General features: G+C 68.6%; 14 protein-coding genes. 7 read left to right on the forward strand and 7 right to left on the reverse strand.

Annotated elements, in window-relative coordinates; genetic code table 11:
- Window positions 1–3 precede the first annotated feature (3 nt).
- Complete coding sequence (locus tag ACSHWB_RS25285; protein WP_090006425.1) at window positions 4–255, forward strand: DUF3039 domain-containing protein; 252 nt, start codon at window positions 4–6, stop codon at window positions 253–255.
- A gap of 75 nt (window positions 256–330) precedes the next feature.
- Here the strand turns inward: ACSHWB_RS25285 and ACSHWB_RS25290 are convergent, their stop codons facing one another.
- Entirely contained in the window at window positions 331–1,419 is a 1,089-nt protein-coding gene (locus ACSHWB_RS25290) for a YihY/virulence factor BrkB family protein (RefSeq protein ID WP_439664458.1), read from the reverse strand.
- A 155-nt stretch (window positions 1,420–1,574) separates the two neighbouring features.
- On the opposite strand from ACSHWB_RS25290, the gene ACSHWB_RS25295 reads away from it, so the two are divergent.
- On the forward strand, window positions 1,575–3,260 hold the full coding sequence (locus ACSHWB_RS25295) for a DEAD/DEAH box helicase (RefSeq protein WP_439664664.1): 1,686 nt from the start codon (window positions 1,575–1,577) through the stop codon (window positions 3,258–3,260).
- A gap of 20 nt (window positions 3,261–3,280) precedes the next feature.
- Here ACSHWB_RS25295 and ACSHWB_RS25300 read toward each other — a convergent pair whose 3' ends face one another.
- Window positions 3,281–4,069 (reverse strand): class I SAM-dependent methyltransferase, encoded by a 789-nt coding sequence (locus tag ACSHWB_RS25300; protein ID WP_439664459.1) that lies wholly within the window; start codon window positions 4,067–4,069, stop codon window positions 3,281–3,283.
- A gap of 247 nt (window positions 4,070–4,316) precedes the next feature.
- Here ACSHWB_RS25300 and ACSHWB_RS25305 point away from each other — a divergent pair, with 247 nt between their 5' ends.
- From ACSHWB_RS25305 to ACSHWB_RS25320, 4 genes are all read left to right on the forward strand, one after another.
- Complete coding sequence (locus ACSHWB_RS25305) at window positions 4,317–5,441, forward strand: sugar ABC transporter substrate-binding protein (protein WP_439664460.1); 1,125 nt, start codon at window positions 4,317–4,319, stop codon at window positions 5,439–5,441.
- Between the two features lie 76 nt (window positions 5,442–5,517).
- Complete coding sequence (locus ACSHWB_RS25310; protein WP_439664461.1) at window positions 5,518–6,291, forward strand: ATP-binding cassette domain-containing protein; 774 nt, start codon at window positions 5,518–5,520, stop codon at window positions 6,289–6,291.
- Window positions 6,292–6,311: 20 nt separating this feature from the next.
- Entirely contained in the window at window positions 6,312–7,742 is a 1,431-nt protein-coding gene (locus ACSHWB_RS25315) for a sugar ABC transporter permease (protein WP_439664462.1), read from the forward strand.
- 4 nt (window positions 7,743–7,746) lie between these two features.
- Window positions 7,747–8,901 (forward strand): ROK family protein, encoded by a 1,155-nt coding sequence (locus ACSHWB_RS25320; protein ID WP_439664463.1) that lies wholly within the window; start codon window positions 7,747–7,749, stop codon window positions 8,899–8,901.
- 71 nt (window positions 8,902–8,972) lie between these two features.
- Here the strand turns inward: ACSHWB_RS25320 and ACSHWB_RS25325 are convergent, their stop codons facing one another.
- The 4 genes from ACSHWB_RS25325 to ppgK all read right to left on the reverse strand — a co-directional run bounded on the left by ACSHWB_RS25325 (window position 8,973) and on the right by ppgK (window position 12,614).
- The gene (locus ACSHWB_RS25325; RefSeq protein ID WP_231642793.1) at window positions 8,973–9,152 is read right to left on the reverse strand and encodes a DUF7455 domain-containing protein; all 180 of its coding nucleotides are present in this window, start codon (window positions 9,150–9,152) and stop codon (window positions 8,973–8,975) included.
- Window positions 9,153–9,569: 417 nt separating this feature from the next.
- Window positions 9,570–10,112: a helix-turn-helix domain-containing protein gene (locus tag ACSHWB_RS25330; RefSeq protein ID WP_439664464.1), complete on the reverse strand. Its 543-nt coding sequence runs from the start codon at window positions 10,110–10,112 to the stop codon at window positions 9,570–9,572.
- 205 nt (window positions 10,113–10,317) lie between these two features.
- Window positions 10,318–11,634: an RNA polymerase sigma factor gene (locus ACSHWB_RS25335; RefSeq protein ID WP_439664465.1), complete on the reverse strand. Its 1,317-nt coding sequence runs from the start codon at window positions 11,632–11,634 to the stop codon at window positions 10,318–10,320.
- A 218-nt stretch (window positions 11,635–11,852) separates the two neighbouring features.
- Window positions 11,853–12,614, reverse strand: coding sequence for a polyphosphate--glucose phosphotransferase (gene ppgK, locus ACSHWB_RS25340; RefSeq protein ID WP_439664466.1), 762 nt, complete (start codon window positions 12,612–12,614; stop codon window positions 11,853–11,855).
- Between the two features lie 115 nt (window positions 12,615–12,729).
- On the opposite strand from ppgK, the gene ACSHWB_RS25345 reads away from it, so the two are divergent.
- Window positions 12,730–13,524: an inositol monophosphatase family protein gene (locus tag ACSHWB_RS25345; protein WP_439664467.1), complete on the forward strand. Its 795-nt coding sequence runs from the start codon at window positions 12,730–12,732 to the stop codon at window positions 13,522–13,524.
- 85 nt (window positions 13,525–13,609) lie between these two features.
- Here the strand turns inward: ACSHWB_RS25345 and ACSHWB_RS25350 are convergent, their stop codons facing one another.
- Complete coding sequence (locus ACSHWB_RS25350) at window positions 13,610–14,140, reverse strand: hypothetical protein (RefSeq protein WP_439664468.1); 531 nt, start codon at window positions 14,138–14,140, stop codon at window positions 13,610–13,612.

Raw genomic sequence — 14,140 nt, forward strand, 5'->3', positions numbered from 1 at the left:
CGCGTGAGCACCCAGACTCTTCCTGAGGTCGACGTACGGCCGGATGAGACCGACCAGTCTTCGGACGACACCCCGAAGATGTTCCACTACGTGCGCAAGGCGAAGATCGCCGAAAGCGCCGTGATGGGCACGCACGTGGTAGCGCTGTGCGGCGAGGTCTTCCCGGTCACGCGGTCGCCGAAGCCCGGTTCGCCCGTGTGTCCGGACTGCAAGAAGATCTACGAGAACCTGCCTCCCGGCGGCGACGGCGACTGAGCCTGCCCCCAGACCGACCACGCGCCCGGTGCCTCGGACACCCCGAGGTAGCGGGCGCTGCTGTTCTCGTGACGCCTAGCCGCGCTGCTTCTCCTCCTCGGAGTGCGAGCGCTGCTCCTGGATCTTGAGCGGCGTCGTCAGCTGCGTGTCCGCGGGGGACGGCGCCGTGTAGACGGAGTTGTCCGCCTCCGGGACGGGCTGCGCGTTCTCCTCGCGGATGCGGGACGCCGCGCGCTCCATCTCCAGCCTGCGCCAGCGGCGGCGCTGGCGGCGGGTCATGCGGGCGGGCCACATGTCCTGGATGGCGCTGTTGAAGTACGCGCCGATGGTGATCGCCAGGCCGATGAAGAACACGAACAGCAGGAACGCGATCGGTGTCGCCAGCGCGCCGTAGGTGTAGCCGGTGGTGGTGATCCACTGGATGTACAGGCGCAGGCCGATGGACGACAGGATGAACACCGCCATCGCCAGGATCGCGCCGGGCAGCACGCGGTGGTACGGCAGCCGCCGCGGCAGCGCGACCTTGTAGAGCAGCGACAGCGAGAGCACCAGCAGCAGCGCGACGCCGGGGTAGTAGAACCGGCCGACCCACGTGGTGATGTAGGGCTGCCAGGACGTCGGGAAGAACTGCGGCAGGACGTCCGGGCCGAGCGCCAGCACCGGCAGGCCGATCACCAGCGCCACCAGCGAGACCATGTAGAGCAGCAGGGCGAAGATGCGCTGCCACAGCTCGTTGCGCACGCCGTACTGCCCGTGCGCCACCGTGATCGCGTCCACGAACGACGACATGGCCGACGATCCCGCCCACAACGAGATCAGGAAGCCGATGGAGACGATCTCGCCCTTGCCGGTCGAGAGGATCTCCACCACCGTCGGCTGGATCACGCCGTTGACGACGTCCGCGCTGAAGATCGTCCGGGTGAACCCGATGATCTTCTCCTGGACGGACTGGACGATCTCGGGACCGAACCAGGTGCCGATCCAGCCCATCGAGCCCAGCACGCCGAGCAGCAGCGGAGGGAACGACAGCGTCTGCCAGAACGCGGCCTCGGCGGCTTCTGAGAAGATGTTCCCTTGCCACGCCTTCGACAGCGTGCGCGCGAGTAGACGCAGCGGCCCCTTGCGGCCGGACCTGCGTGCGTCGTTGTCGGAAGGCGAACCCATCGCGTGACAAGCATGGTGCATACCGCCACGTTTCGCGGCATCGACGCCCGGAACAGGTAGAGTCGCGGTGCCCTCGGCCATCGTCCGCCTGAGGGCGCTGCCATGTTTGACCTGCATAAATGAGGAGAAACACGTCTGTGACAGCGACAGCAGCAATGCGACCGCTGCGGGCATGGCAGCGGCGCGCGCTGACCAAGTACCTCGCCGTCAAGCCCAAGGACTTCCTCGCCGTCGCGACGCCGGGAGCGGGCAAGACGACGTTCGGGCTGCGGGTGGCCGCGGAACTGCTGGCCGACCGGACGATCGAGACCATCACGATCGTCACGCCCACGGAGCACCTCAAGCACCAGTGGGCGAAGGCCGCCGCCGAGCAGGGCATCCACATCGACTCGAACTTCCGCAACACCAACGCGATGACCTCCCGCGACTACCACGGTGTGGCCGTGACGTACGCGCAGGTGGCCGCTCATCCGACGTTGCACCGGGTGCGCACGGAGAACCGCAAGACGCTGGTGCTGCTCGACGAGGTGCACCACGGCGGTGACGCGAAGTCGTGGGGTGACGCGATCCGCGAGGCGTTCACGCCCGCCGTCCGCCGCCTCTGCCTCACCGGCACGCCGTTCCGCTCCGACGACTCGCCGATCCCGTTCGTGCAGTACGAGGAGAGCAACGGCGGCTTCAAGACGTCCAAGGCCGATCACACCTACGGCTACTCCGACGCGCTGCGCGACGGCGTGGTGCGGCCCGTGCTGTTCCTCGCGTACTCGGGCGAGGCGTCCTGGCGGACCAGCGCCGGTGAGGAGTTCACCGCCCGCCTGGGCGAGCCGCTGACGCAGGAACAGACCGCGCGGGCGTGGCGCACGGCCCTGGACCCGGCCGGCGACTGGGTGGCGTCCGTCCTGCGTGCCGCAGACCAAAGACTCACGCAGAAGCGCGAGAACGGCCTGCCCGACGCGGGCGGCCTGGTGATCGCCACCGACCAGACCGTCGCGAAGGCCTACGCGCAGGTGCTCGAGCGCGTCACGGGCCACATCCCGACGCTCGTCCTCTCGGACGACCCGAAGGCGTCCGGCAAGATCGCCGAGTTCGCCGCCACGAACGAACGCTGGATGATCGCCGTCCGCATGGTGTCCGAAGGCGTCGACGTGCCGCGGCTCGCCGTTGGCGTGTACGCGACGTCGTCGTCGACCCCGCTGTTCTTCGCGCAGGCCATCGGCCGTTTCGTGCGCAACCGCAAGCCCGGCGAGACCGCCTCGGTGTTCCTGCCGTCGGTGCCGGTGCTGCTGCAGCTCGCGTCCGAGCTGGAGGCCGAGCGTGACCACGTCCTGGGCAAGCCGCACCGCGAGAAGGACGGCTGGGACGACGAGCTGATGGCCGCGGCCAACGCGGTCAAGGACGAACCCGGTGAGGACGAACGCGCCTTCACGGCCCTGGGCACCACCGCCGAGCTCGACCAGGTCATCTTCGACGGCTCGTCGTTCGGCGCCCCGACCATCGCGGGTTCCGCTGAGGAGCAGGAGTACCTCGGCCTGCCGGGACTGCTGGAGCCCGACCAGGTGCGCACCCTGCTGATGCAGCGGCAGGAGGAGCAGATGGCGATCGCCGCTAAACGCCCCAAGCCCGAGGTCGCGGTGCGCGAGGCGAGGCCCGCCGGTGTGCAGGAACGCCTCGCGTCACTGCGCAAGGAGCTCAACACCCTCGTCGCAATGCACCACCATCGCACGAAGAAGCCGCACGGCAAGATCCACAACCAGCTGCGCGAGTACTGCGGTGGGCCACCGACCGCGATGGCCACCATCGAGCAGCTCGAAGAGCGGATCTCGACCCTGCGCTCCTGGTAGCAGGGCTGATATCCGATATATTAGTTGCGGGTGACGGCGACGGCCAGCGTGCTGTAGCGCGTGCTGAACGTGCCGCCGAGCGCGTCGATCGCAGCGCCGACCCCGGACAGGAGCTCGGTGGCCTGCTCGGTGCTGAGCAGGGCCATCGGGCTCATGGTGAGCATGAGGTCGAGGTACTCGGCCGTCGTGAAGGTCTGCTCCCAGTTCACCGACCACTGGTGGCTGTCCGTGAACGCTCCAGTGGCGGCGAACGCGTCGGCCGTGCGCACGCAGCCCTGCTGGTAGGACTGGAACGCCTCGTCGTAGGAGTGGCCGACGCGGTACGGCAGCTGCGGCGCCACCTTCTCGTAGGCCGCGACGAAGGCGTCGGCGATCGGCTCCGGCGTCCCGAACACGTGCCATAGCGCCACGAACACCCCGCCCGGCCGCAACACGCGCGCGACCTGCGCCGGACCGGTCTCGGCGTCGACCCAGTGCCACGACTGCCCGGCGACGACGGCGTCGAACTCCCGTCCCGCCGGGTCCCAGTCCTCGAACTTCGACACCTCCACACCGACCCCGGTGCCGCGGGCGAACTCGGCCATCCGCTCGTCGTGCTCGACCCCGAGCACCTCGCAGCCGGCGTCGATCAGCTGCCGCGACAGGACGCCCGTTCCGCAGCCGACGTCGACGACCCTCTGGCCGGGGCTGGCGGCGACGAGCTTCCCGATCAGCTCCTCCGGATAACGCGGACGGGTGCGGTCGTAGCGGACCGCCTCGGAACCGAACGAGCGCGCCAGCCTTTCGGCGGCTTCCTTGTCGAAGGCCATCCATCCAACCTAGGGGTGACTGGGAGGTGACAGGCGAGTGTCCGCCGTGGGCTGACATCCCATATGGCGCCGCTGGAATCAGTAGCGCGGTGGTAACGCTCTCGCGACTCTCGGTAGTCAGATTTCGTCAGGGTTACCGCATCGTTGCGACTTAATCGATCCAGTGTGGTTCCGGTCACGCATATGTCCGGCATACGTTGTGCGCCACAACATTCTCTGTGACACAGCGCAGTGAAAGGGATGGCGGATGCGCAGCAAGACTCTCGCTTCCATCGCTGTTACCGCGGGCCTCGCCCTGGCGGTTTCGGCGTGCGGCGCCAACACGTCCTCCGGCACCGGAGGAAGCTCGACCCCGAACGCTGGCAGCGGCGATGGCGCGAAGGTCGGCGTGATCCTTCCTGAGACCGCCAGCTCCGCGCGCTGGGAGGGCTTCGACAAGCCCCTCCTCGAGGCCGCGCTGAAGGCCGAGGGCCTGGTCCCCGACATTCAGAACGCCCAGGGCGACGTCCAGAAGTTCAGCACCCTGGCCGACGGCATGATCAACGCCGGCGTCAAGGTCCTGATCATCGCGACGCCCAACGCCGAGGTCGGCGCCTCTGTCGCCAAGAAGGCACAGGCCCAGGGCATCCAGGTCATCGACTATGACCGCCTGAACACCGGTGGCACCTCGTCCTACTACGTGTCGTTCGACAACGTGAAGGTCGGCGAACTGCAGGGCCAGGGCCTGGCCGACGCGATGAAGGACGCGCCGCAGGGCGCCAACGTCATCGAGATCGAGGGCTCGCCGACGGACAACAACGCGACCCTCTTCGCGGACGGCCAGAAGAAGATCCTCAAGCCGCTCTACGACTCGGGCAAGCTCAAGCTCGTCCAGTCCCAGCCGATCGACAACTGGGACAACCAGAAGGGTGGCCAGGTCTTCGAGCAGATCCTGACCAGCAACGGCGGCAAGGTGGACGGCGTCGTCGCCGCGAACGACGGCCTCGCCGGCGCTGTGATCACGGTCCTCAAGAAGGTCGGCCTCAACGGCAAGGTGCCGGTCACGGGTCAGGACGCGACCCCGGACGGCCTGCAGGCCGTTCTGCTCAAGGACCAGTACATGACGGTCTTCAAGCCGATCAAGGAAGAGGCTGAGGCCGCCGCCAAGCTCGCCGGCCTGCTGGCCAAGGGCGACACGGCGGGTGCCGACAAGCTGGCCTCGGGTGTCACCAAGGACTCCAAGGCCAACCGCGACGTGAAGTCCGTTCTGCTCACCTCGCAGCTGATCACCCGCGACAAGGTCAAGGTCGTCGTGGACGCCGGCTTCGTCAAGGCCTCCGAGGTCTGCGTGGCCGCCACCCAGGCTGCCTGCACCGAGCTCGGCATCAAGTAACACCGCTCGTGACGAAGGCGGGGTGCGTGTTCATCGCACCCCGCCTCTCGCCACGTGTAACCACGGAGGAAACCCAGTGAGCGAGCCGATTCTCGAGCTGCGCGGCATCAACAAGAGCTTCGGTCCCGTGCACGTCCTGCACGACATCGACCTCGACGTCCACCCCGGCGAGGTCACCGCCCTCGTCGGAGACAACGGCGCGGGCAAGTCGACGCTGGTCAAGTGCATCGCGGGCATCCACCCGACCGACTCGGGTGAGGTCCTGTTCGAGGGCCAGCCGGTCCACATCAAGGGCCCGCGCGAGGCCGCCGAGCTCGGGATCGAGGTCGTCTACCAGGACCTCGCTCTGGCCGACAACCTCGACATCGTCCAGAACATGTTCCTCGGCCGTGAGCGCACCAAGAACGGTCTGCTCGACGAGACCGACATGGAGCAGGCGGCACGCAAGACGCTGGCGTCGCTGTCCGTGCGCACGGTCAAGTCGGTGCGCACTCAGGTCGCCTCGCTGTCCGGTGGTCAGCGCCAGACCGTCGCGATCGCCAAGGCCGTGCTGTGGAACAGCAAGGTGGTGCTGCTCGACGAGCCCACCGCCGCACTCGGCGTCGCGCAGACGCGGCAGGTGCTCGACCTGGTCCGCCGGCTCGCGGAACAGGGCCTGGGCGTCGTCCTGATCAGCCACAACATGAACGACGTTTTCGAGGTCGCCGACAAGATCGCGTGCCTCTACCTCGGACGCATGGCCGCCGTTGTGTCGTCCAAGGACGTCACGCACGGCCAGGTGGTCGAGCTGATCACCGCCGGGCGTTCCGGTGACCTGGGTATCGCCCGCCCCGAGGCGGCGACGATCTGATGAGTTCCGAAGAGGCCAGCATGACCGACACCACCGAGACGCCCTCGCAGGACACCGCGGCAACGGGCGCCATCTCCGACTTCGGCATCGACACGACGTCCCAGTCCACGGGCGAGGCGATCCGCGACTACTGGTCCAGGGTCCGCGGGGGCGAGCTCGGCTCGCTCCCCGCGCTGCTCGGGCTCGTCGTGCTGCTCATCGTGTTCAGCTCGCTGTCCGACACGTTCTTCACCCTCGGCAACCTCGCCAACCTGCTCCAGCAGGGCGCCAGCATCACCATCATCGCGATGGGCCTGGTGTTCGTGCTGCTGCTCGGTGAGATCGACCTGGCGGCCGGTACCGCGTCCGGTGTTACGGCGTCGGTGATGGCGCTGCACCTGATCCACAACGGCAACCTGCTCGGCGGCATGGGCGACACGGTGTTCTACGTGTTCTGCGGGCTGCTCGTGCTCGCGATCGTGCTCGCCGCGCTGATGAAGATCTGGGCGGGTGCGGCGCTCTCGGCCATCGCGCTGATCATCGCCGCGGTCGGCGTTCCCGCCAACCCCTGGGTCGAGATGCTGCTCGCGATCTGCGTCGGCGCGGCCATCGGCTGCGTCACCGGCTTCCTGGTCGCGAAGGTCGGCATCCCGTCGTTCGTCGTGACCCTGGCGCTGTTCCTCGTCTGGGGCGGCGTCGTGCTGCAGCTCATCGGCCAGGGCGGCACGCTCGGCCTGCGTGACGACACGATCTTCAACGTCGCCAACGGCAACCTGAACGTCGTGGGCTCGTGGGTGTTGTTCGTGGTCGCCGTCGGCGGCTACGCGGCGATCGTGCTGATGCGGCACTTCTCCCGGCTGCGCAAGGGACTCGTGGCCCAGCCCACGTCGCTGGTGCTGGCCAAGATCGGTGCTCTCGCACTGCTCGCGGCGCTGATCACCTACGCGCTCTCGCAGAACCGGGCGCCGAGCACCCTCGTCATCATCGAGGGCGTTCCGTACGTGGTGCCCGTGGTGCTCGTGCTGCTCGTGGTCGGCACGTTCGTGCTCGACCGCACCAGCTACGGCCGCCACATCTACGCCGTCGGTGGCAACAAGGAAGCCGCGCGCCGCGCCGGTATCAACGTCGAGCGCATCCGGATGAGCGTGTTCGTGATCGCCTCCGCGGCGGCCGCGATCGGCGCGATCGTGTACTCGTCGAAGGTCGGCTCGGTCGACCCGAACGCCGGCGCCGGCAACACGCTGCTGCTGTCGGTCGGTGCGGCCGTCATCGGTGGTACGTCGCTGTTCGGCGGCAAGGGCCGGCTGCGCGACGCGGTGATCGGTGGCGCGGTGCTCGCGATCATCCAGAACGGCATGGGCCTGCTCCGGCAGCCCGCCGCCGTGGTGTTCATCGTGACCGGACTCGTCCTGCTGCTCGCCGCGAGCGTCGACGCGTTGTCCCGCCGCCGGGCGGCCACCGCGGCTCGATGACGCGGTGACTGGACCCACGTCCGGCACCCGTCCCGACGAGATCCGCAGGCACAACAGGACGGCGCTGCTGCGCCGCCTGCACATCGACGGACCGTCCACCAGGGCGTCGCTCGCGGTCGAGCTCGGTCTCAACCGCAGCACGATCAAGGCCCTGGTGGACGGCCTCGCCGAAGCCGGTGTCGTCGCCGAACGCGTGCCCGCTCTGCGCAGCGGAGCGGGCCGTCCGTCGCTTCTCGTGCTGCCCCAGCCCAGCGCCGCCGTCGTCATCGCGATCGACGTGCGCGTGGAGCACGTGGCGATGGGGTTCGTCGGCCTCGGCGGGGAGATCCTCGGGCGGGACAGCTGGAACCTGCACCGGACGCGTGATCCGGGGGAGGTCATCACGCACATCGTCGAGTCGGCGCGCCTCATGGCCGACGACCTCGACGCCACCGCCGTCGGGGTGGGGGTCTCGGTGCCCGGCGTCGTGCGACGCGCCGACGGGCACGTCCACGAGGCGCCCAACCTGCACTGGACCGGTGTCGCGCTCGGCAAACGCCTGGAGGCGGTGCTGAAGCTGCCGGTCCAGGTCGGCAACGACGCGGAACTGGGGGCGCTCGCGGAGCACGTGCGCGGTGCGGCCCGCGAGTCCTCGGACATGGTCTACATCTCCGCGGACGTCGGCGTCGGCGGGGGAGTGATCCTTTCGGGGCAACCGTTGCGCGGCTCCGCCGGCTACGTCGGCGAGCTCGGGCACATGGTGGTCAACCCGCGCGGCCTGCGGTGCTACTGCGGCTGCGACGGCTGCTGGGAGACCGAGGTCGGCGAACCGGCGCTGTGCCGGGCGCTGGGCCTTCCCGACGACGCCCCGCGCGGTGCCGTGGTCGCGGCGCTGCGGGCGCTCGACGACCCGTCGGTGCTCGACGAGTTCGCCGACTGGCTCGCACTGGGGCTCGCGAACATCGTCAACGTCCTCGGCCCGGAGATGGTCGTGCTCGGCGACCTCTACACCGCGCTGCCGGCGTCCGTCGTCGAGTCGGTGAGCTCGGCGGTGCAGCGGCGCAGCATGGTCTCCCGCGCGGTAGGCGGGACCCAGGTCGTGACGTCGCCACTGGGGCGGGACGCGAAGCTCATCGGCGCGGCCGAACTGGCCTTCGAGCCGGTCCTCGACGCCATCTAGAACGTCTGGAAAGCGAAGGGGGCGGAGATCCCTGGAGGATCTCCGCCCCGAGCGGCTAGGTGGGGTGGAAGTCAGCCCTGCTGAATCTCAGCAGCGAGTTCGCGCAACTTCTCACTGTGCGCCCGGGCGTGGTGCCCGCAGAACAGCAGCTCGCCCCCGGACGGGAGCAAAGCGCGAACCTGGGCAGCAGCCCCGCAGCGGTCGCAGCGGTCGGCAGCGGTCAACTCGGGGCGGGTGAGTGCTGCAGTCATGATGAATCTCCCTCCGTCCCGGCAACGGAACTGAGGTGTTCCGGTGCCCTCTTACCAAGCTGCGACCACAGCGCCCCTGGCAGGTGCGCGGTGCTCGCTGGCTCCACTCTGACAGACGTTTTGGCGATAGTCAGTGTTCCCGTGTGCGTGGCGACTCGCGTCACTATGCGATTTACCCGCCTGCAGCAGGATTACACCTGCGTTCGCCACCGGTTCACCGTCTTGACACGCACGCTGAGCGATCGAAAACCCGCTGGTGGAGCAGCACGTTCAGGCCATCCGGTCGGTTGCGTGCGGCCGGGAGTGTGATATCGCTTGCCCTTGTCCGCCCTCCGCGAACAGGTCACGAACGTCCCACGATTCGGACGCGGAACCGTGATCAAAATCCCGGCCGGACGCTTGCCCGGTCCCGCTCGATCAGCTCGCGAGGGCCGCGCTGATCGCCCGTGCGGCATGCCTCACGGCCTCGCTGAGGGCCGTGGCGCTGCGCCCGCTGTCGAGCACCGCGGAGACCGTGCCGATGACGCTGCTGGACGGTGTGCGCACCGGTGCGCTGACGAACTCCATGCCCGTCGGCACCGTGGCCCCCGGCCGCAACCGGGCCACGTCCTCCGCCCGCACGATGCTCGCCGCCGCGACCAGCACCCGGTCGCGCCGCGGCACCGCGAGGATCGTCGACGTCCTGATCGTCGCGGACAGCGCCCGCAGCGGCTGCCGCGCCACCCGCAGGATTCCGGGAGCAGGTTCCCAGGCCTGCCCGTACCGGAACATCTGCGCGCCGACGCGGTAGCGGCCGCGCACGTTCTCCACGGCGCCGAGGTCCTCCATCTGTTCCAGGAGGCGGTGCACCGTCGTCTTCGGCATCTCGCAGCGGTCGGCGAGCTGGGTGAGCCCCAGCTCGCCCTCGTCCATCAGCCTGTCCAGCAGTGAGAAAGCCCCTTCGAGTACCGACCTGCCCATGTCGTGCCCCCTTGTTCCGATGTCCGGAACTGCCCCTGTGCACCCCTCCGGCACAGCTCCACACTGATGCTGTCGCGGACGCATGGGCGGCACATGAGTACAGGGGTACTCATCTTTCGCGTGCGTTCGATCTCGCCCTGCTCAGAAAACACAGCAGCCCCGCACCGAACCGGTGCGGGGCTGTGTGCGTATGACTGGGTAAGACCTAGTCGAGGTAGTCGCGCAGGACCTGCGAACGCGACGGGTGACGCAGCTTCGACATCGTCTTGGACTCGATCTGGCGGATGCGCTCACGCGTGACGCCGTAGACCTGGCCGATCTCGTCCAGCGTGCGCGGCTGGCCGTCGGTGAGGCCGAAGCGCAGCCGGACGACGCCCGCCTCGCGCTCGGACAGCGTCGCGAGAACGGACTGCAGCTGGTCCTGCAGCAGCGTGAACGAGACGGCGTCGACAGCGACGACGGCCTCGGAGTCCTCGATGAAGTCGCCGAGCTGGCTGTCGCCCTCGTCACCGATCGTCTGGTCCAGCGAGATGGGCTCACGCGCGTACTGCTGGATCTCCAGCACCTTCTCGGGCGTGATGTCCATTTCCTTGGCGAGCTCCTCCGGGGTGGGCTCGCGGCCCAGGTCCTGGAGCAGTTCGCGCTGGATGCGACCGAGCTTGTTGATGACCTCGACCATGTGCACCGGGATGCGGATGGTGCGGGCCTGGTCGGCCATCGCGCGGGTGATCGCCTGCCGGATCCACCAGGTGGCGTACGTGGAGAACTTGTAGCCCTTGGTGTAGTCGAACTTCTCGACGGCGCGGATCAGACCCAGGTTGCCCTCCTGGATCAGGTCCAGGAACGCCATGCCACGGCCGGTGTAGCGCTTGGCCAGCGACACGACGAGACGGAGGTTCGCCTCGAGCAGGTGGTTCTTGGCGCGCTCGCCGTCACGGACGATCCAGCGCAGGTCACGACGGAGCTGCGGGGTGAGCTTCTCCGCCTCCTCCTCGGAACGGCGCACGCGCTCGGCGGCGTAGAGACCCGCCTCGATGCGCTTGGCGAGCTCGACCTCCTCCTCGGCGTTGAGGAGGGCGACCTTGCCGATCTGCTTGAGGTAGGCGCGGACCGAGTCGGCCGAGGCGGTGAGCTCCGCGTCCTTGCGCGCCTGGCGCAGGGCCTCGGACTCCTCCTCGTCCCAGACGAAGTCACCCTTGTTCTCGGGGTCCTCCGCCTCCTCCGGCTCGTCCACGACGGGCTCGTCGACGATCTCGACGTCCTCGACCAGGTCCTCGGCGCCGGGAGCGCCTTCCATGTCCTCGGGCTCGTCGCCGCTCTTGGCGGTGCCCTTCGCGGCAGGATCGGCCTTGCCGGCCGTCTTGCGCGGCGCCTTGGCGGCGGCTGCGGGCTTCTTCGCTGCCGCAGCGGTCGTCTTGCGCTTCGGCTTCTCCTCGGCCTCGCCGGCCGCGGTCGCCTTGGTCGTCTTGGCGGCGCTCGCGGCGGAGCTGGAGCGTCGGGTTGCGGTTTCTGCGGCTGCCACGTACGCCCTTTCGCGACGGTCGTTCAAGGCAAACCAGAGGGCGCGAAACCTCGGTCGCCAGAGTTCAGGGGATCTCCCCGCCGATCTTGCTTGGCGGGTGTGCGTTCCATTGTAACGACGTCGGTGACGCGGTGTTGCGCCCCGAGGTGCTTCGAGGCGCTCTCACCTGCGTTCCCGCAGCTAGATCGAGTCGGACACGTTTCGGTGTCGAACGCTCACTAGGGCCTGACGCCGTGCGCGGCGGCCCACGCGGCGCCGACGATGCCCGCGTCGTTCTTCAGCGCTGCGGCGACCACCTCGGTGCGGACCTCGAGCAGCGGCAACCACTTGTGCGCCTTCTTGCTCACGCCCCCACCGGCGATCACGAGGTCGGGCCAGATGAGGTCCTCGAGCACGTTGACGTACCGCGACACCCTGGGCGTCCACTCCTCCCAGGACAGGTCCTTCTCCTCCTTCACGGAGGCGGCCGCCCGCGTCTCCGCGTCGTGCCCGTCGACCTGGAGGTGACCGAACTCGGTGTTCGGGACGAGCTTGCCGTCCAGGAACACCGCGCTGCCGATACCCGTGCCGAACGTCAGCAGCACCACGGTGCCGTTCCTGCCCACGCCCGCGCCGAACGACATCTCCGCGATGCCGGCCGCGTCCGCGTCGTTCATCACGACGATGTCCTCCGGCTTGCGCTTGAGGCGCTCGGCGAAGAGCTTCTGGGCGTCGCAGTTGATCCAGCCCTTGTCCACGTTCGCGGCGCTGAGAGCGACACCGTGCTTGACCACGCACGGCAGCGTGACGCCGACCGGGCCGTCCCACTGGAACTTCTCGACGATCTCCGCGACGACCTCCGCCACCGCCTCCGGTGTCGAAGGCTGAGGCGTGGGGATCCGCATGCGTTCGCCGTCCAGTGCTCCTGCTTCGAGGTCGACCAGGCCGCCCTTGACGCCGGAGCCGCCGATGTCCACACCGAACCCGCGGGTGATGCCCATCCCCGTGGTCCTTCCTACTCGATCCTGCTGGTTTCGATTCAGTACCTGTGGTGCGCAGACATTAGCCTGACGTTGTCCGATAGTCCCGTGCTAGTGACGCAGGAGGGAACCGGTCGTGTTCGATCCCCGGCCACTCGTCGACATCGCGACGGCCATCGGACGGGAAGCGGGCGCTCTTGTTCAGCGCATGCGTGCTTCCGCCGTGATCTCGTTCGACACCAAGAGCACCTCCACGGACGTGGTGACGGCCGCGGACCGTGCCTCAGAACAACTCGTCCGGACGCGTCTGTCCGAGTTGCGCCCCGGCGAACCGGTGCTCGGTGAGGAGGAGGGCGGAACCGTCGTCGAGGGCCTGACGTGGGTCGTCGACCCCATCGACGGCACCGTCAACTACCTCTACGGAATCCCCTGGTACTCGGTGTCGATCGCAGCGCAGCTCGACGGCGAGTCCGTCGCGGGCGCCGTGGTGGAGCCGGCGACAGGTCGCGTGTGGACCGCCGCACGCGGCTACGGCTCCTACTTGGACGGTGAGCCGCTGCGGGTGTCCGCGACGACGGACCTGTCCCTGTCGCTGCTCGGGTACGGGTTCGCGTACCGGCCGGAGCGGCGTCAGCGACAGGCCGACGCCTGGGCACGGATGTCGACCCGTGTGCGCGACCTGCGCCGGGCCGGTGCGGCGTCGCTGGACCTCTGCTCGGTGGCCGCCGGACGGCTCGACGCCTACACCGAGCACGCCCTCGGCCGGTGGGACTGGGCGGCCGGCGGGCTGATCGCCGCGGAGGCCGGTGCGGTCGTGCGGCTGCCGGGCTCGTCGCCCGAACTGGGGGAGGACGCGACGTTCGCCGCCACCCCCGGCATCGCCGACGCGCTGTACGGCGCGCTCGTCGAGTCCGGCTACGGCAAGGTCTGAAACCGCAGTTCAGCGCGCCAATATATTGGTTGTGCAAAAGACGTTTGCGGACGTCCGCAAACGTCTTTTGCACAAGCGGGCCGTTTCAGCGCTCGTTCGCGGGCTTGCCGCTGAGCCTGGAGAGCAGGGTGACGACCTCGCGGACGTCGGGGACGTGGATCAGCTCGGCCACCGCGCTGTTGCCGAAACCGTCCGGCATGTACCGCCCGTCGAGCCGGACGTGGCCGGAGCCGTCGGGCTCCTCGGCGAACGTCAGGTGCTCGATCTCGTTCAGGCGCGTCGACCGCGCTCGCCGGCCCGGCACGGACACGACCCGTTGGTCGGTGACGTAGTAGGTCGTGCGGTGCAGCGTGAAGCGGCGCCAGGCGAACGGCTCGACGAACCGGACGATCTCGGGCGCGATCACCACGGCCGCGAGGACCTTGAGAATCCCGGGGTCCAGCGGGCCCGACCACCAGCTCAGCAGCGCGCCGACAGCCACCACCAGGACGAACATCACGGCATCGAACTTCAGGCTGAACCGCATCCAGTGCGGATCGACGCGCAGGAACACAGAGCGACTCGCCGGTCTGCCCTGCCACAGGACGTGCTCGTCCGGAAGAAGATCAACCCCCAT

Origin of the sequence: Lentzea sp. HUAS TT2, from assembly GCF_051853195.1 — a bacterium.
Classification (GTDB): Bacteria; Actinomycetota; Actinomycetes; order Mycobacteriales; family Pseudonocardiaceae; genus Lentzea.